Origin of the sequence: Paenibacillus sp. TAB_01, assembly GCF_043945595.1 — a bacterium.
In the GTDB taxonomy this organism is placed as follows: Bacteria; Bacillota; Bacilli; order Paenibacillales; family NBRC-103111; genus Paenibacillus_S.
In genome coordinates this window covers 5,570,633-5,588,559 of record NZ_JBIFNP010000001.1, presented here as the reverse complement: position 1 = coordinate 5,588,559, position 17,927 = coordinate 5,570,633, and the positions used below count along the sequence as shown (strand labels likewise).

The following is a 17,927-nucleotide window of genomic DNA, read 5'->3' as shown; positions in this document are numbered from 1 at the left end:
AGAGGAGAGAGATAGAATGAAATCCATCATATTAATTGCGTTAACCGAAGGCTTCGCCGATTGGGAAGCAAGCTATGTCAGCGCCGAGCTGAATAAGCCCGGAAGAGGGCTACGGGTTCGAACGATCGGCATCGACAAAAACCCGAAAACCTCGATGGGCGGCCTTCAGGTGCTTCCGCATGATGACTTGAACGGATTCGATGAGCTGGAACAGGTCGCTATGCTTATTCTTCCTGGCGGAACCGGGTGGGCCGAACCCCGTCACGAACCGTTTCGGACCCTTATCGAAAGCTGCTTTCAGCGGGATATTCCTGTCGCGGCCATCTGCGATGCCACCTCCTTTCTAGGGAAGTACGGCTTTCTTGAGCATTGCAGGCATACGGGGAATACGCTCTCTCTATTGAAGCAGCATGCTCCAGGCTATACGGGAGACGCAAACTATGTGGAAGCGCAGTCTGTCAGCGACGGGAATGTCATTACGGCGAACGGAAGTGCGGCCGTCGAATTTGCGAGGGATATATTGCAGAAGCTCGGCGCGCTGGAAGGGGAGGACCTCGCCGAATGGTATCACATATGCAAGCACGGATTTTTGCCGGCTTGAGCGGTCAGATGGAAAATGCCGCTTCATAGCATGTCCGACGATGCTGAAGCGGCATTGCACCATGAGTCCAAACGCAGGCGGGGTATCCAAGCTACAGGACGATTCAGTACTCTCCGCAAATTTTTCAACGGCCTCGTATCCCCAGCGCTTTCTTCTTCGCGGTTTATATATTCCAAGCTTCCTCCAGCAGTTCATTATTTATGCCTACTCCGGCCAAGGCGCCCAAAGAAGCGGCTGTAATGGCTTGATACAGCTCGCTTGCCGCATCGCCGGCGCTGTAGACGCCCGGTACGCTCGTTTTGCAGAAGGCATCGACGACTACCGTTCCAGCTCCCGTGACGCGGCAGCCTAACGTTTGCGGCAGGTCGGAGCCGGCGGCGAGCTTCGGCGCGAAGAAAATGCCTTTGCACGGAACCGAGGTCCCGTCCTGGAGGACAACCCGTTCCACCATACCGCCGGCCGATTCGATCCGCTGAATCGGCGAGTCGAGCAGAGGCACGCGATGGCGGTTCAGCTCCTCGCGCTGCTCCTCCGTCAATTCGTCCGGCCCGTCGGTGCAGACGGTATACCGGTTCGTCCAGCCGGCCAGCATCTTGGCCAAGTGAAGCGCTCTTGCGCCCTTGGTGATCAGCACGAGCGGCTGATCCCTCAATTCCCAGCCATCGCAATACGGGCAGACGAAGGCGCTTTTTCCATACACCTCCGCCAAGCCGGGAATATTGAGCGGAAGATCCTTCATTCCCGATGCAAAAAGGAGCTTTTTGCTCCGAAAGACCGCTCCCTGCGCGGTCGTAATCGTAAAATCGCCGTCGGCACCGTCGACGCGGACGGCTGTGTCCGCTACGAAGCGGACGGAGGGATAGGCGCTAATCTGCTCCATCGCGATTCGCCGAAACTCGCCGGGGCTGATGCCGTCCCGGGTAAGGAAGCCGTGGGACTCCCTTGTAACGCGGTTGCGCGGACGGCCTTCGTCAATGACCAGAACGCTTTTTCTGGCTCTGCCCAGTACTAGAGCTGCGTTCAAGCCGGCAGGTCCGCCGCCGATAATCGCGACATCCATCTTCGTTTCTGTGTTCATTATTATCATCCTCCTAGATCTTTAATGTCTATAATAGTGCCGCAAGAAGAGTATCCTTCTTGCTTCACGCATGGCTGCAGTCAAAGGAAGCCGAGTCCAGTACCCACTGGATCGTATGCTGCTGTAAATATTGATTCATCTGCCGCTCCGCGCCGAGCATGACCTTCTTAACCAGACATTCTTTGCCGGCCGGAAAATCATCCGCTTCGGGCTCCGACGGCTCCGCTTCGAAAAATAACTGATGACGTTCTTCATTCATATTGAAGCATTCATACAGATGCTGCCGGCCCTCTACGACTTGAATGACTTCAAGAAACGTGATTTGATCGGCAGGCTTCGCAAGCTCGTAGCCGCCGCTGGCGCCTGTCACGGCATTGACAAGGCCGTCCTGCCGCAGCTTGGACATGATCTTGGACAAGTAGCTCTCCGAAACCCCGAGCATAGCGGACAACTCTTTAATACCTACGTGATGGCCGCGTTCGGAGCGGGCCAGATGAATTAATGCGTGCAGCGCATACCCCGTGCTCTTGGAAAATTGGATGGTCAACGACTCCTTTCATAATCATCCATTGGAGTATATCATGTATTATACCATTATAGATCTATTATATCCATAATAAAATTTGTTTCTTCTTCACGAAAAAATAAAGAAGCTCGACCGCATGGCATCAGCTTCCTGCTTCCACTTGAAAAAACTCTCCTCCCCTGCTGGGAGAAGAGTCGGCTTCAGATGCTTGTCCGTCGCATAGCGTGACTAAGCGCGTCCTTTGTTTAATAGCCGTCCGTCGGTCTGCCCAGCTTCCCGGCTGTATCGGCTCCCTCGCGGGCCTCGGGCGTTCCGGTCGGATGCGAATCCGCCTGCCGTTTCAGCCGGGCAAGCTCCTCGGCAACCCGACGGCCGTAGTCGGGATCGGCTTGGGTGAAGTAGCCGATCATTTTTTCCTGAATGACGGGCCGGCATATATGCAGGTTAGCGGCGAGATTGGCGACCAGCTCATCGCGCTCCCAATCCTCGAAGCTGCGGTACGTATCGCCGGCCTGCCCGAAGTCGTTGGCCCGCTCGAGCTTCTGCCGGACGAGCTTCGCGTTGTAAGCCGGCTCATGCTCCTTGCCGGTAGGGCCGGCTTCCTGCAAGCCGCCTAACGAAGACGGCTCGTAATTCACATGCGGGCTTTGCCCCGGCGCGCGGTCGACGAAGTAAGTCATCTGCCCGTCGCGCTGGTTGGTGGCGACATGCTTTTTGGGCGCATTGATCGGAAGCTGCAGGTAGTTCGTGCCGACACGGTAGCGCTGGGTGTCCGAGTAGGAGAAGGTACGCCCCTGCAGCAGCTTGTCGTCGGAGAAGTCGAGCCCGTCCACCAGCACGCCTGTGCCGAAGGCCGCCTGCTCCACCTCGGCGAAATAGTTTTCCGGATTTTTGTTCAGCACCATTTTACCGACAGGCAAAAAAGGAAACCGCTTATGATCCCACAGCTTGGTCGGATCCAGCGGGTCAAAGTCGAGCTCGGGGTGCTCGTCATCGCTCAGAATCTGAACACAGAGCTCCCATTCGGGATAGTCGCCGCGTTCTATCGCTTCATATAAATCCTGTGTGGCATGGCTGTAATTTTTCCCCTGGATTTCGTCGGCTTCCTTCTGGGTCAGGTTCCGGATCTTCTGCTTGATCGGCTCCCAATGGTATTTCACGAGAACTGCCTGTCCTTCTTCATTTACCCACTTATAGGTGTTCACCCCCGAGCCCTGCATTTCCCGGTAGCTGGCCGGAATTCCCCAAGGGGAGAAAAGGAAGGTTACCATATGGGTTGCTTCCGGCGAATTGGACAGAAAATCGAACATGCGCTCCGGGTTTTGCAGATTGTTGACCGGATCGGGCCTAAACGAATCGGACCATATCAGGGAATTTCAACGGATCGCGGATGAAAAATATTTTGAGATTGTTGCCGACCAAATCCCAGTTGCCGTCCTCGGTATAAAATTTCACCGCGAAGCCGCGCGGGCCCTCAGCGTTTCCGGCGAGTGGCCGCCGTGAACGACGGTGGAGAAGCGGACGAAGACCGGCGTCTGCTTGCCGGCCTGCTGGAACAGCTTGGCGCGGGTGTATTTGGAGACGGGCTCGCCGCCGACCTTCCCATAGGCTTCGAAGTAGCCGTGGGCTCCTGCGCCGCGCGCATGAACGACCCGCTCGGGGATGCGTTCCCGGTCGAAATGCGAAATCTTTTCTATATAATGATAATTCTCGAGCGTCGAGGGGCCGCGGCTGCCTACGGTCCGGATATTTTGGTTATCCTGAATGGGATGACCTTGCCGGTTCGTTAATGTCATTTCGGTCTCGCCTTCGGCAAAGCGTTGATCGGAAGGACCTCCTGCATCATTTACGGAGGTTCCGGTGCTGTCCGTTTTTGAATTCATTTGTTCTTCATCTCCTGTACCAAATTTACTCAAGGTATTATTTTCATTGGGAGGAATTAGTATTCGCGGAAGCCGGCTTAACCAATGATTGTCCGCAAGGAAGCATTGACAAGGTGACGGCAGCCGCTTAAGATAAACTTATATTCATGTGCTATAGCACATAAATGTGAGCGATTGTACGATGGAAGGATGCCAGAGCATGGATACCCGGCACGTCTATGAGGAGGCTTTGGGCCGAATCATTCACCAGACCAGTCTGATTTTATCCCGAAATTTTCAGAAAAGCCTAGAGCCCTTCGATATTACCCTGGAGCAGTGGGGCATTCTAAATGCGTTGTGGAGCAAGGACGGCATCACGCTTAAGGAGCTGTCGGCGAAGGTGAACAATGACCATACGAACCTTTCGCGGATCGTCGATAAGCTGGAGAAGAAGGAGCTGCTCCGGCGTTCTCTTGATCCCGGCGACCGGCGCGCGCTGCGTCTGGAGGTAACGGATAAGGGAAGAGACCTCCAGAAGGACATTGTGCCCGTTGCCGAGCAAGTCATAGAGCAGGAGGTTCAAGGCATATCTATGGAGGAGCAGGAGCTGTTGAAGACACTGCTTCGTCGTATGTGCGACAACGTACAGCCTGCGGGAGAGACTTGACGGATGGCCCGGCAGTCCATTTGCACGTGTACACCGCGGCAATAAGCGGTGCGAAGGCGCGTGCCGTCCGATATGTGCTATAACACGTAATTTTTAATTTACTTAAGCCAACTGGCTGGAGGAGCTTGCTATGACCGATGCGACGAAATCGGCGGCCCTGCAGGAGCCGTTGTGGACTCAACCGTTTATTTTGTTATCGCTTTCGAACTTTTTCGTATTTCTCGGCTTTCAGATGCTGCTGCCTACGGTTCCGCTGTTCGTATCCGAGCATGGCGGCAGCAGTACGCAGGTCGGTCTTGTCATAGGCCTGCTCACGCTGTCGGCCGTCTTGATCCGGCCCTTTGCCGGCGCCTCGCTCGATAAGTGGGGGAGAAAGCTGATTCTCGCGGTCGGCATTCTGATCTGTCTGCTGGCTATGGGCGGCTATCTGATTGCCGCCAACGTCTTTCTTGTGCTGATGATCCGATTCGTTCACGGCATCGGATGGGGCATCGCCACCACGACGTTCGGCGTGATGGCCTCCGACGTTATTCCGGCCTCGCGGCGCGGCGAAGGCATGGGCTATTTCGGCCTGGGCTCGACGCTGGCGATGGCCGCGGGTCCTTTTGCAGGGCTGTGGCTGCTGAACGAATTCGGTTTTACGGCGCTGTTTGCAGCTACGCTGATCAGCACGCTTGTTGCGCTGATCGGAATGCAGTTTATCAAGATGCCTTCCCGTGACAAGGGAACCGCCCCGGCCGCCAGCGTGTCCTTCTGGTCCAGAATTGCTGAACCGATCGGCGTTGTTCCCATCGTTCCTCGCGCTTCTGCTCGGGGGAACCTACGGAGGACTGGTCAGCTTCATTACCTTGTTCGGTAAAGAAGCGGGCATTGCGAACATCGGCTGGTTTTTTCTGTTTAACGCCGCCAGCGTCTTCGTTATCCGTCCGATCGCGGGCAAGCTGTTCGACCGCAAAGGCCATGTCTGGGTGCTGTTTCCAGGCGCGCTGTTCTCCATCGCGGGTCTGATTCTGATCTCCTATGCCAATTCGACATGGAGCCTTATCGCTGCCGCGATTCTATACGGCATCGGCTTCGGCGCGATCCAGCCATCGATTCAGGCCTGGGTGATCGGCCGGGCGGCGCCGAACCGGCGGGGAGCGGCCAACGCGACCTTTTATTCCGCATTCGATCTGGGCATCGGGGGCGGGGGCATGCTGTTAGGCATGGTGGCCCAGGCCACCAGCTATGCCGTCATGTACCGTTACTCGGCCCTCATTCTGGTGGCCTATCTGATCTGTTACTTCTTCTATATGTCTTCCTCCGGAAGACGCAGCGGCGGCAAGCCGGCCTCACAGCAGCCTTAACGGCTGCCCGTCGTCCCATCCCCCTATCCAGCCATATGGCCGGCAGGGGGATTTTTGCGTCTCCAGCTTTTTGGGTCTCCAGCTGCTTGGGGGCTGACAATAAATTTGAACTTGAATTGAGAAAGTAAAGTGGAAAGACAGAAAAAAGGCAGATCAGAGGAGGGAAGGGGCAGGGGGTGGAAAGTTTACGGGCCGTCTTTGAAGCCGTGTTCCCGCCTTTGGATCTAATCAATGGAACACCTTCAACAACGGCTGGAACCCCCTGCCCCTTTCCTACCCAACGTACGAAAGCATGGGTCTGCATCCGATTTTTAATCGATCATTCGCCATGATTCGACAACATGCATCTTGATTCGACTTATTTTCCCCCTCCGCCAAGCGTGTTTTTTGGGAGATTTTGAGGAATGCTAAGTACGAAAGCTACGGAAAAGTCAAAATTGTTGATAATGTGATCAAAATAGCGTTAAAAAATAACCCCCTCCATTCCTTATAATGAAATCAATAATAACGAAGTCGAGGTGAGTGACACCATGAATTCCAACTCTACAGCTGTTTCGGTTGAAAAAAAGGCAGCGAAGCCGCGTAAAAGCCGTCTGCAGCGTCATGAAACATTAGCCGGGTTCATGTTCGTAAGCCCTATGCTGATCGGGGTCACAATTTTTGTATTGATTCCTATTATAGCTACGTTCATTCTGAGCTTTTCCGATTGGAACTTTATTATGGGCTTCAACGGATTCAAATGGGGCGGCCTGGAAAATTACCAGAAGCTGTTTCATGACCCGCAGTTTCTGAAATCATTGTTAAATAACGCGATTTTCCTGCTTACCGTGCCTGTGTATTTGATCGTTTCTATCGTACTGGCGATATTGATCGATAAGCATGTTTATTTTAAAGGCTTCTTTAAAGTCGCTTACTTCATGCCGTACATTTCCAGTGTTGTGGCTGTTGCGATCGTATGGCAGGTGCTGTTCCATCCATCGGCAGGACCGGTTAACCAATTCCTTATGTCGATAGGGATCGCGAATCCGCCGAAGTGGATTGCCGATCCGGACTATGCGCTTCTGTCCGTTATGATGATCTCCGTATGGATTTCCATTGGTTTCAACCTGATTGTATATATTGCCGCACTGCAGTCCATTCCGAAGGACTTGTATGAAGCAGCGGACATTGACGGCGCGAACGGCTGGATCAAGTTCAAGAATATTACACTGCCGATGCTGTCTCCGACGACATTCTTTTTAATGATTACCGGTTTTATCTCGACTTTCAAGGTGTTCGACTTGATTGCGGTATTGACGCAAGGCGGACCTGTAGGATCGACGAGCATGCTCGTTTGGTACATGTATGATACGGCGTTCACGAATTTGAAGCTCGGCTACGCTTCTTCCATGGCGACGGTGCTGTTCCTGGTCGTGCTGTTGATTACGGCGCTGCAATGGCTCGGACAGAAGAAATGGGTCAACTATTAATTAGTTCAACATAACACCACCTATGGAAATGAGGGGAGAATAACATGAACAAGGAACCGCGGGAACCGCTGAATATAAGGAAAACAATTTTGACCATTGTCTTGTTTGCAGTTAGTATTTTGTTTCTGGCACCGTTTTTCTGGATGCTGTCCGCATCCTTCAAGATCGAATCGGATGTATTTAATTTCCCGATTGAATGGATTCCAAAGCATTGGAACGCCATTGCCAACTACAAGGAAGTATGGATGGGACAGTATCCGTTCTATCTCTACTATTGGAACTCCATTAAAATTACTCTCGTCACGACGGCGATCTCGGTTATTGTTTCGAGCATGGCGGCTTACGGCTTCTCCAAAATTCAATTTGCCGCAAGCAAATGGCTGTTCCTGATCGTACTGACAACCTATATGGTACCGGGACAAGCGACGCTGGTTCCACAGTTTATTTTGTACCGTTATATCGGATTGTTCGACAATCATATCGGCCTGATTCTTATCGGCAGCTTCAGTGTCTTGGGTACGTTTATGCTTCGTCAGTTTTTCATGGGCATTCATAATGACTTTATCGAATCCGCCAAAATCGACGGCGCCGGCCACTTCCGTATTTTCTGGTCGATCATTTTGCCGCTGGCTCGTCCGTCCATTGCGACTTACGGTATCCTTCGCTTCATCTGGACCTGGAACGATTATCAGAACCCGCTGATCTTCCTTCGTACGGATAAGCTGTTTACAATTCAGCTCGCGATGCAGAAGTTTACATCGTTGAGCGGTGAGTTCTACTCGCTGATTATGGCTGCGGCCGTATCTGCAATCCTGCCTTTGTTGATTATCTTCATTATCGGTCAGAAGAGCGTTATCGAAGGAATTGCAACAGGCGGCGTAAAGGGATAAGCTCAGAAAGTCAAAAAAATGATAAAAGAAGTCAATTTAAGAGCATGGCTCCAATGGTATCAATTGATACAATTTTAATGTAAGCGTTTTTCACAAGTTTTCACAAGAGGTATCTATACGAGGAGGGTTTTTAGACCATGAACAAAAAGAAACTGGGTGCCGGCGTTTTAAGCGGCGTAGTGGTTGCAGGTTTGCTGGCAGGTTGCGGCGGAGCAGGAACAGGCAGCGGAACCGATCAAAAAGGCGCTGAAGGCGGTGCGGCGGCAGGCGGCACAACCGAGCTTCGCTTCTATACATTCGGTACGGAAAGCGCGTATAACTGGAAAAAGACGATTGCTGCCTATGAAGAAAAAAATCCGGGCATCAAAGTGAATCTGATCGGCCTGAGTGAGAAAGGCGATACGCAGGAAGCTTTGAAAAAGCTTGACCTTGCCGCTGCTTCCGGCGAAGCGATGGACGTTCTGATGTTCAGTGACCCAGCCAGCTATGCGCAGCGCGTATCCCTCGGCATGGTCGCTCCGATGGACGACTACATCGCTAAAGACGGCTACAAAGAAAACGAAGAGTATCGTGTAGATACCAAAATTAACGGTAAATACTACGCTCTTCCTGGTAAATACAACCCTTGGTACGTTCTCTTGAACAAAGACATGCTGGATGCGGCGGGTCTGAAAGTACCTACGGACTGGACATGGGACGAGTTCATGGATTATGCGAAGAAGCTGACCAAAGGCGACGGAGCGAACAAAGTTTACGGTACGTATTTCCACGGCCCGCAAAACGGCGGCTGGCTGGATTACGTGAAGCTGGCTATGTCCAACCAACCGGACAACACCGAGTTCATCAAAGCGGACGGATCTTCCAACATGGACAGCCCGCTGTTCAAAAAATCGCTTGAGCTTCGTGTGAAAATGGAGAAGGATGATAAATCTGCGGTTCCTTATGCAGATATGCTTTCCCAAAAGCTGAACTACCGTACGCAATTCTTTAACCAAAAAGCCGCTATGATCGTGACAGGCAGCTGGATGAACTCCGAGCTTGGCGGTACGGATCAAGTGCCTTTGAACTTCAACGTATCGGTTGCTCCAGTTCCGAAAAACAATGCGGCTGACCCAGGCGGTTATGCTACGGTTGCAACAGAGTACATTTCCATTGCAGCTAACTCCAAGCACAAAGACGAGGCTTATAAATTCATTCGTTGGTTGACCACAGACGGTGCCATTGTTCAAGGTAAAAACACTCCATCTTGGAGCAAGGTAAAACCTGAAGAATTCGCTAAAATTACCGATACCATCTTGAGCGGTACGAAAAACCCTGAGAAAGTGGACAAAGAAGCGTTGAACCGTGTCCTTTCCAACTCCAAGGCATCCGCTATCGTGCCTCCGGTTTCCTACCAGGCTGAAGTGTACAAAGCGGTAAATGAAGAGTTCGAGAAGCTGATTCTGGGTAAACAAGATATCGATGCGACAGTGAAGGCTTCGCAGGATCGTGTGAATCAAATTATCGCTGCCAACAAAAAATAAGCTATAATAGAGCTACAACAGAAGTATGAGGGGGAAGGTTCAAGCCTACCCCTCTCTTTTGCGTCTGGAGAAGGTTATCATGCTTCGATAGTTCCATTCGGCAGTCTTCGGCGAAAGATGCGGGGTTGATCCTGCTCATGCCTGCTTCCGGCGTACTTCTTGAGGAATTTCCATGTTAGGAGGCGGTTGCGCTGCAAACCTCATTTCGCAGATGGCTGTTTTCACGGTCGTTTCGTTTTAAATTGATGATGGCTTCGATTACCTGTATTTTGATTCCAGCCTGCATTACGCTTGCAGTTTACAATTATTTGACGCAGGATGCGGTCAAAGAACAGGCGATCTCCAATTCGCAGGAATCGCTGCTGCTGGTTAATAATTATGTGACGAATTCATTCAAGTACATGTTGAATGTCGCTAACACCATTCATATGGATCCCGAGCTGGATTCTATCTTTAAGGCGGACGTTTCCGGCAAGCAGTATACGGGGCCGACCGCAGAGTACGACCGGTTTGCCGACAAGAATAAAATCATTAAGCAAATCGATAATATTACCATGGCCGGCGAAAAGGTTTACGTTACCATTCTGTTAACGAACGGGTCTTATTATGCGAATTATGAAATTGATGAATATAATCCCCTCAACCTGACGAAGGAGCCCTGGTTCGGGCAGCTGAGTAAATTGTACGGATTTCAATCGTATTGGGTAGGCACCACGCCGACCATGTTCCGGTCAGAGAAGACCAACAATCCGTATCAGATGTCGGTCGTGCGTACGCTCCGGGGCGAAGGGTCTGCCATATACGGTTATATCATGGTTACCATTATGGAAAATCAAGTGAACCAGAACTTCGAGCGGCTTGCCGATAATCAGGAGTTTATGATTCTGGATGCGAACAACAGGATCATTTCAAGCAATGATTCGGCCAAAATCGGAAGCTCATTCCCGTACGCGGACATAAGCAGTGATTCGCTTCCCATTTCGTCCGATATCGTGCAGGTCGACCATGAGGACTATTTGATTACCCAGAAGCCGATGACTTTAACAGGCTGGAAGGTCGTCTCCTTGACGCCTTATAAGAAGGCGATTTTTAAAATCAGCAGTATTTTCAACAAAGTCTTCGTCTTTCAAGTCGTCTCGTTTATTATCTTTCTCCTGCTGCTGCTTTATCTGCTCAGCACCTTCACGAAGCCGCTTGTTCGGTTAGGCAAGGTGGCGCTGACGGTGCAGCGGGGCGATCTGGAGACGCGCACCCATATCCGGGGCGAGGACGAGATCGGCCGTCTCGGTTATTTGTTCGACCAGATGCTGGACCGGATCAAAGAGATGATTGCCGAAGTATCGATGACACAGGCGCGCAAGCGCCAGGCGGAGCTGGATATGCTGCAGGCGCAGATCAACCCCCACTTCTTGTTCAACGTGCTGAATTCGATTCGGATGAAGGTCATGTTCCGGGGAGACCGGGAAAGCGCGGAAATGATCGGCTCGCTGTCCAAGCTGCTGCGCATGACGATCAACCAGGATAAAGGGACGATTTCCCTGCACGAAGAAGTGGAAATGGTCATGGATTATACGCAGCTGATGAATATGCGCCAGAAGGACAAGGTACAGCTGGAGGTGGATGTGTCGTCGGATGCCTTCCTCGTGAAGGTGCCTCGCTTTTTCCTTCAGCCTTTAATTGAAAATGCTTTGATTCACGGTCTCAATCAATCTGCCGGAACGATCAGGCTGGAAGCTTGGATGGATGAATCGAAGCTGTGGATTGCAGTAGAAGACAATGGGACAGGCATACCGGGCGACACGCTGCAGCAGCTGCGGGCCAGCCTGGCATCGCGAGACGAACGGAGGCAGCAGATGGAATCGCGCAAAGGCTTTTCAAGCATAGGGCTGTCGAATGTGTATGAGCGGATGCGGATGACTTACGGGGAAGCATTCGATATGCAGATCGACAGCAAACCGGGCGAAGGGACCCGGATCACGATGGTCATTCCCCAGACGGAGGTGGTTCCCGCTCATGTATAAGGTGATGCTTGTAGATGACGATTATCCGGTGCTGGAATTTTTGTCGGCATCAATTCCATGGGAGCATTATGGATTGGAGCTTGCCGGAACGTACGAGAACGGTGCCGTCGCTCTGGAGCAGGCGGAAAGCAGTATGCCGGATATTCTCATTACCGACATCGGCATGCCGAAGATGAACGGATTGGAGCTGATCGGCCAGCTGAAGGAGCGGAAGCCGAATCTGCGGGTGGCTATCCTGTCCTGCCATAACGAGTTTCATTACGCGCAGCAGGCACTAAGACTCAATGTGCAGGACTATGTGCTGAAGGATACGCTGAACCCGGCCGATCTCGAGAAGCTGCTGCTGCAGTTTAAGGAGAGCCTCGACCAGGAGGACCGCGTGCAGTCCCATCAGCATCAGCTCCAGCATATGGTCGACCGGAACAAGGAGCTGATGAAAGAGAAATTCATACGCAAAACGATGCAGGAGCCGATTCTCGACCGCCACAATTGGCTGAGCGAGGCCAGTGCGTTCCATCTGGAGCTGGAGGGCAGAGCATGCCTCCCTATCCTGGGCTTCATCGACAGGTACCGGCTCGCCAAGCAGCGGTTCATGTCGGACGATATTCTGCGCTTTGCGATCTATAATGTGATCAGCGAGATCATCGGTCAGGAAGCCTCCCCGGTCGTTCATTTTGCCTACGGGACGAAGGAGTCGTTCTACCTGTTTCCTTTTCAGCCTACGCTCAAAATCAATCCGTACGACAAAGCTGTAGAACGGATGCGGGAAATCCAGCAGGCGGTCCGCAAATATTTGAAAATATCAATGTCGTTCATCATAGGCGAGGTATGCCATCAGCCGGAGGAAATTAAAGCCTCGCTGAACGGGCTGTTGTCTGCAGGTATCCAGCGCTTTTATGTGGAGGAAGGCTCCATTACTAAGCAGCGGGCCTATATGGAAGGCAATATGGATTTGTTTTCGTGGTACGACCAGGCGAGCACCGAGTTCAGAGAAATGATGATCGAGAAAAAGACGGACCAGATCGTGCCGACCGTCAAACACTGGATCGACTTCTTGAAGGAACATACGTTCCCTCCGGAGAAGGTGAAGGACTGGGTGCTCAAGCTGCTGCTCGATCTCAAGCTGAAGCTGCAGTCGCTGCAATATTTCCGTTCCACGTATGCGGTGGATATTTTGCACAAGGAGATCTTGGAGATCGATTCGCTGGTAGAGCTGGAGCATTGGCTGGTTGAGCATTTTCAGTCCGTGATGACGCTGGCGGGCGAGATATGGGAGCAGAGCAAGCGGTCCGAGGTGGTGGAGGCGTGCCATTACGTGTCGCTGCATCTCGATAAACGGATCAGCCTGGAGGAGGTAGCGGACCATCTGTTCCTGAACAGCAGCTATTTCAGCCGTCTGTTCAAGAAGGAAACCGGGGAAACGTTCATTGAATACGTGACCCGGATGAAGATGAACCGGGCCAAGGAGCTGCTGGATCAGACCAGCCATCCGGTAGGCAAGATATGCGAAATGCTGGGCTATGATAATCAAAGCTATTTTATAAAAATATTTAAATCGTCCGTCGGCGTTACGCCTGTGGAGTATAGAGGTCAAAAAACATCCTGAAGTAGTCAAAATAATAGTACGGCTTGCATGCTGGAAATCAGTAGTATGAACAGTAGAGAAACCACTACGTCATGCTGCGGAGGTCAAGATGAATCGTACAGAAATAGCATCCTTGTTGAAAAATCATTCCGAAGAAAGCGCGTCGTTCTTCCTTCCTGCCGACAGCTCGCCGCAAGAGTGGAGCCGCATTGCACAGGACGCGGCTTACCGTCCGCTGCTGGATGAGATCCGTGCGGAAGGAGAGGCGCTGCTTCAACAGCCTATGCCCGAGCTGCCGTATGCCCTCTTCCGGTTGTTTACGGAGCAGGGGACGCGGCTGGAATACGAGAGGCCATATTTTGAGAGACGCAAAAGATTGAATACGTTCGCAATCCTGTCCCTGCTGGAGCCGGAGCGCGAAGAATTGCAGGAGGCGCTGCAGGAGACAATTTGGAATATCTGCAGCGAATATACATGGTGCTTGCCGGCTCATGTCGGCACAACGCCGGAAACGGTCACGGAAGCCGCCTATGCGTTGAACGATCCGTCCGCGGACCTGAAGGGGAACGCTTCGGTCATCGATCTGTTCGCGGCGGAAACCGGATTTGCGCTGAGCGAAATTTTGAGGCTGACCGGGAACCGGCTGCCTCTATTGCTGCGCAACCGGATACGGCACGAGGTATACCGCCGGCTGTTCTGGCCCTACCTGCACCAGGGCCCGTTCCATTGGGAGACGGCCACTCATAATTGGGCCGCGGTATGCTCCGGCTCGATTGGGGCCGCGGCGCTGCACTTGATGACGGACGAGGAGGATCTGGCCGTCATTCTGGAGCGGGTGCTCGGGACGATGGAATGCTACCTCCAGGGCTTCAAGGAGGACGGAGCCACGACAGAGGGGTACGGGTACTGGTATTACGGGTTTGGCTTTTTCGTCTTTTTCGCCGACCTGCTGAAGAAGCGGACCGGCGGGGCGATCCATTTATTTTCCGACGAGAAGGTGCACCGCATCGCTTTATTTCAGCAAAAATGCTTTATGAGCGGGACGTCGGTGGTCAATTTCTCGGACTCCTTGCCGGATACGCGCATTCATATGGGGCTGACCCATTATTTGAACCGGATTTATCCGGACGTCTTCATTCCCGATGCTTCTCTGCGGACCGCATATACGGAGGATCATTGCCACCGCTGGGCAACGGCGCTGCGCAATATCTTATGGTTTCGGCCGGAGAAGGCGGCAGCGGCGCAGCCTTGGGGCGAGGCCTCTTACTACCTCGAGGATGCCCAGTGGCTGGTCTCCAGACATGTGAATGCTTCGGGCACCTATTGCTTTGCCGCCAAGGGCGGTCATAATGCGGAGCCGCATAATCATAACGACGTAGGGCATTTTATTGTTCACGCCCAGGGCGAAACATTCCTCGCCGATCTGGGCAGCGGGATGTATACGCAGGAGTATTTCGGGGCCGGGCGGTACGAATATTTGTGCAACGGCTCCCAGGGCCACTCCGTTCCGATCATTAACGGGAAATTCCAGCAGGAGGGCGAAGAGTACCGCGCCCAATCCGCGTATGTCCCTTTGAATAAGGAGACAGAGCGGCTGCAGCTGGAGCTCGCGGCAGCTTACGGGCAGAAGACCTTGAAGCAGCTGACCCGCACGTTCCACTGGAGCAAGAAAGAGCAGCCGGTGCTGGTGCTTGAGGACACCTATGCATTCACCGAAACGCCGGAAAGTCTGATCGAGCGGTTCATTACCATGCTGGAGCCGGATGTATCGGGCGAGCAGCTGATTATCCCGGGCCGGGATCACAGTCTGGTGATCCAATACGATCACAAGCAGCTGCAGCCGCACGTGCAGAAGCTGGAATTTTACGATCATTTCGGCGTACGGCAGGATGTCTACGCGATCGACTTCAAGGTGCTGCAGCCGGAGAAACGCTTGAAAACGCAGCTGAGCTTTTATTTTGCATAGAGGCTGGAGACTGCCGGGAAGCAAGCTGGAATCGGCAAGGGACTTGGCGGAAAAAAGTTTGAATCAGGATGAGGGGGAAGACAGGAATGAGTTCATTGGAGACGAACGCATGGGTAGACGAAGCATGGGAGCAGACGGTCAAGAAGGTGAACCGGACCAGCCGCAGAATCGGGGCGAGCTTTCCGCACGCCAGTGTGAACGGATCGTACGTGCTGGAGCCGGCTTATTGGTGGACGGCCGGTTTTTGGCCGGGGCTCCTGTGGCTGCTGTACCGGGAAACCGGGGACGAGCAGCTTAAAGCGATTGCGGAGCAGTGCGAGCAGCAGCTGGATCAGGTCGTGGCCGATTATTACAAGCTGGACCACGATATCGGGTTCATGTGGACCTTAACCAGCGTGGCGCGCTACAAATTGCTTGGAGCCGAGGATGCGAAACGCCGCGCGCTGCTGGCTGCAAATTTGCTGGCTGCACGCTTTAACGTAAAGGGGAACTTTATTAGGGCATGGAATCCTTGGCGGGAAGGCGAGGACAATTCGGGCATCGCGATCATCGACTGCCTGATGAATTTGCCGATTCTATACTGGGCTTCCGAGCAGACCGGCGATCCGCGCTTTAAGCATTTGGCGATTGAACATGCGGATACGGTTCTGAAGCATTTCATCCGGCCGGACGGCTCGGTCTATCATATTGTCCGCTTCGATGCGCAGACCGGCGAACGGGTGGAAGCGTGGGGCGGACAGGGCTTCGCGCCGGAATCCGCTTGGTCGCGCGGCGCATCCTGGGCAATTTACGGCATGGCGCTGAGCTACCAGTACACCGGCGACGAACGGTATTTGCAGGCGGCGAAGCGGGTAGCGCACTTTTTCATCTCGCAGCTGCCGGAGGATCATGTGCCGCATTGGGATTTCCGCCTGCCGGAGGAAATCACCAAATACCGCGATACGTCGGCGGGAGCTTGCGCCGCCTGCGGGATGCTTCTAATCGCCGATCAGGTCGATCCGCTGGAATCCGCGAGCTACCGCAAGGCGGGCGAGGCTATTCTGCACTCCCTGTACACCAATTACGGTGCCTGGGATGACGATCAGGAGGAAGGCCTTGTGCTGCATGGCACGAGTCATTATCCGGAAGGCAAGAACGTCGATGTGCCGCTCATCTACGGAGATTATTTCTTCGTCGAGGGGCTCAGCCGGTTGAAGGGCCGGACGGAGCGTTTCTGGTAGCCGGCAAGCTTTCGATCCGACAAGGATCGAAAGCTGCTTGTCGAGCAATCCTGACTTTGTGTGAAACTCCGGTGGGGTATCCTCCTCCAGCCGCTGTTGAAACCCGTGAATTGGATTAAATTTAAAGGGATTTTCACCGATTTCAAAGGCGGACGTAAACTCTTCCGGAAGATACCCCACCTGCGTCGAGGCCACTGAAAAACTTACGGAGGGTACGGAAATGTTCTGTAGAAGCGTAAGCGTTCGCCTTTGTCCCTGGATTTCAACCGCTACAAGCGGAATATAATCAGAGAAATACAGGGACAACAGCGATCGGAAGAATATTCCGTACTCGTAGCAATGACTTTTTCAGTGGCCTCCCTGCGTCTGTGCTCCTTTTTCACTTAAAGGCGGGTTTCTCGACAGCCTAAGCTTTCGATCCGACAAGGATCGAAAGCTTTTTTTAATATTACAGGGATTAGCGAAATTCCGCGCAGCGGAACGGTAGAAGACAGCACAAAAGCAGAACAGAAGAGGGGATGGATATGGGGTGGAAAAGCGTCAGCGTCCGCCTTTGAAATTCGTGTCAGCACCGCTTGGCCTTATTCAAATGACACGAATTTCAACAGAGGTTGTAATCCCATATCCAGGTCCCCTCCCTATGCACAACGTATGGGTTTAAGCCTCCGCACCCAGGCCATCCTAATAACTGCCAGACGAACGCCTGCTTGACATGGAGTATACTCCAGCTTGTAAGATGCAGAAGAGTCGGACGCGGCCCATACGACTCGATATTCCATGGAGGAGGACAAGAAATGGAGCCTACATTTTCGATCGCTGACATCTCCAGCAGGACGGGACTCAGCTACGATACGATACGTTATTATGAGAAAATAGGGCTGCTGCCGTCGCCCGGACGAAAGAAGAACGGGCAGCGCGAGTATACGAGCAGCGACCTGGACCGGTTTACCTTTGTCACGCATCTCAAGCGGACGCACATGCCATTGAAAGAGATTGAGCGCTACATCGCTTATTCGATAGAGCAAAATTACGAGGCCTGCTATTCCGTGCTGCACGAGCATAAAAAGCATCTTCAGGCACAACTGGCGGAAATGAATGAAACCTTAAACATCATCAACTATAAATTGGACAATTTTCAGGGCATGACGAAACGTTAAACGTGAGAGGAGAATT

Annotated in this window: 12 protein-coding genes and 2 pseudogenes; 11 read left to right on the top strand and 3 right to left on the bottom strand. The window is 52.7% G+C overall.

Annotation, left to right across the window (positions count from 1 at the left end):
- The first annotated feature begins 16 nt into the window (after nt 1–16).
- A complete protein-coding gene (locus ACHHV8_RS27190) occupies nt 17–601 on the top strand; it encodes a type 1 glutamine amidotransferase family protein (RefSeq protein WP_395162484.1) in 585 nt (194 codons plus the stop codon).
- Between the two features lie 163 nt (nt 602–764).
- Here the strand turns inward: ACHHV8_RS27190 and ACHHV8_RS27185 are convergent, their stop codons facing one another.
- The 3 genes and pseudogenes from ACHHV8_RS27185 to ACHHV8_RS27175 form a co-directional block, all read right to left on the bottom strand.
- Complete coding sequence (locus tag ACHHV8_RS27185; protein WP_395162483.1) at nt 765–1,679, bottom strand: NAD(P)/FAD-dependent oxidoreductase; 915 nt, start codon at nt 1,677–1,679, stop codon at nt 765–767.
- A 64-nt stretch (nt 1,680–1,743) separates the two neighbouring features.
- Nucleotides 1,744–2,220: an RrF2 family transcriptional regulator gene (locus ACHHV8_RS27180; RefSeq protein ID WP_395163641.1), complete on the bottom strand. Its 477-nt coding sequence runs from the start codon at nt 2,218–2,220 to the stop codon at nt 1,744–1,746.
- Between the two features lie 230 nt (nt 2,221–2,450).
- Nucleotides 2,451–4,088 (bottom strand): annotated as a pseudogene (locus ACHHV8_RS27175) (catalase).
- Nucleotides 4,089–4,287: 199 nt separating this feature from the next.
- On the opposite strand from ACHHV8_RS27175, the gene ACHHV8_RS27170 reads away from it, so the two are divergent.
- The 10 genes and pseudogenes from ACHHV8_RS27170 to ACHHV8_RS27125 all read left to right on the top strand — a co-directional run bounded on the left by ACHHV8_RS27170 (nt 4,288) and on the right by ACHHV8_RS27125 (nt 17,911).
- Nucleotides 4,288–4,734: a MarR family winged helix-turn-helix transcriptional regulator gene (locus ACHHV8_RS27170; protein WP_395162482.1), complete on the top strand. Its 447-nt coding sequence runs from the start codon at nt 4,288–4,290 to the stop codon at nt 4,732–4,734.
- A 130-nt stretch (nt 4,735–4,864) separates the two neighbouring features.
- Nucleotides 4,865–6,080 (top strand): annotated as a pseudogene (locus tag ACHHV8_RS27165) (MFS transporter).
- A gap of 530 nt (nt 6,081–6,610) precedes the next feature.
- Nucleotides 6,611–7,549: a carbohydrate ABC transporter permease gene (locus tag ACHHV8_RS27160; protein ID WP_395162481.1), complete on the top strand. Its 939-nt coding sequence runs from the start codon at nt 6,611–6,613 to the stop codon at nt 7,547–7,549.
- Nucleotides 7,550–7,593: 44 nt separating this feature from the next.
- On the top strand, nt 7,594–8,439 hold the full coding sequence (locus ACHHV8_RS27155; protein ID WP_395162480.1) for a carbohydrate ABC transporter permease: 846 nt from the start codon (nt 7,594–7,596) through the stop codon (nt 8,437–8,439).
- Nucleotides 8,440–8,576: 137 nt separating this feature from the next.
- Nucleotides 8,577–9,962: an ABC transporter substrate-binding protein gene (locus tag ACHHV8_RS27150; RefSeq protein ID WP_395162479.1), complete on the top strand. Its 1,386-nt coding sequence runs from the start codon at nt 8,577–8,579 to the stop codon at nt 9,960–9,962.
- 245 nt (nt 9,963–10,207) lie between these two features.
- Entirely contained in the window at nt 10,208–11,983 is a 1,776-nt protein-coding gene (locus tag ACHHV8_RS27145; protein ID WP_395162478.1) for a cache domain-containing sensor histidine kinase, read from the top strand.
- Nucleotides 11,976–13,589: a response regulator transcription factor gene (locus ACHHV8_RS27140; RefSeq protein ID WP_395162477.1), complete on the top strand. Its 1,614-nt coding sequence runs from the start codon at nt 11,976–11,978 to the stop codon at nt 13,587–13,589. Before ACHHV8_RS27145 ends, ACHHV8_RS27140 begins: the two co-directional genes overlap by 8 nt.
- Before the next feature lie 88 nt (nt 13,590–13,677).
- Entirely contained in the window at nt 13,678–15,534 is a 1,857-nt protein-coding gene (locus ACHHV8_RS27135; protein ID WP_395162476.1) for a hypothetical protein, read from the top strand.
- Between the two features lie 86 nt (nt 15,535–15,620).
- Nucleotides 15,621–16,754, top strand: coding sequence for a glycoside hydrolase family 88 protein (locus tag ACHHV8_RS27130; RefSeq protein WP_395162475.1), 1,134 nt, complete (start codon nt 15,621–15,623; stop codon nt 16,752–16,754).
- Nucleotides 16,755–17,548: 794 nt separating this feature from the next.
- On the top strand, nt 17,549–17,911 hold the full coding sequence (locus ACHHV8_RS27125) for a MerR family transcriptional regulator (protein WP_395162474.1): 363 nt from the start codon (nt 17,549–17,551) through the stop codon (nt 17,909–17,911).
- Nucleotides 17,912–17,927 lie beyond the last annotated feature (16 nt).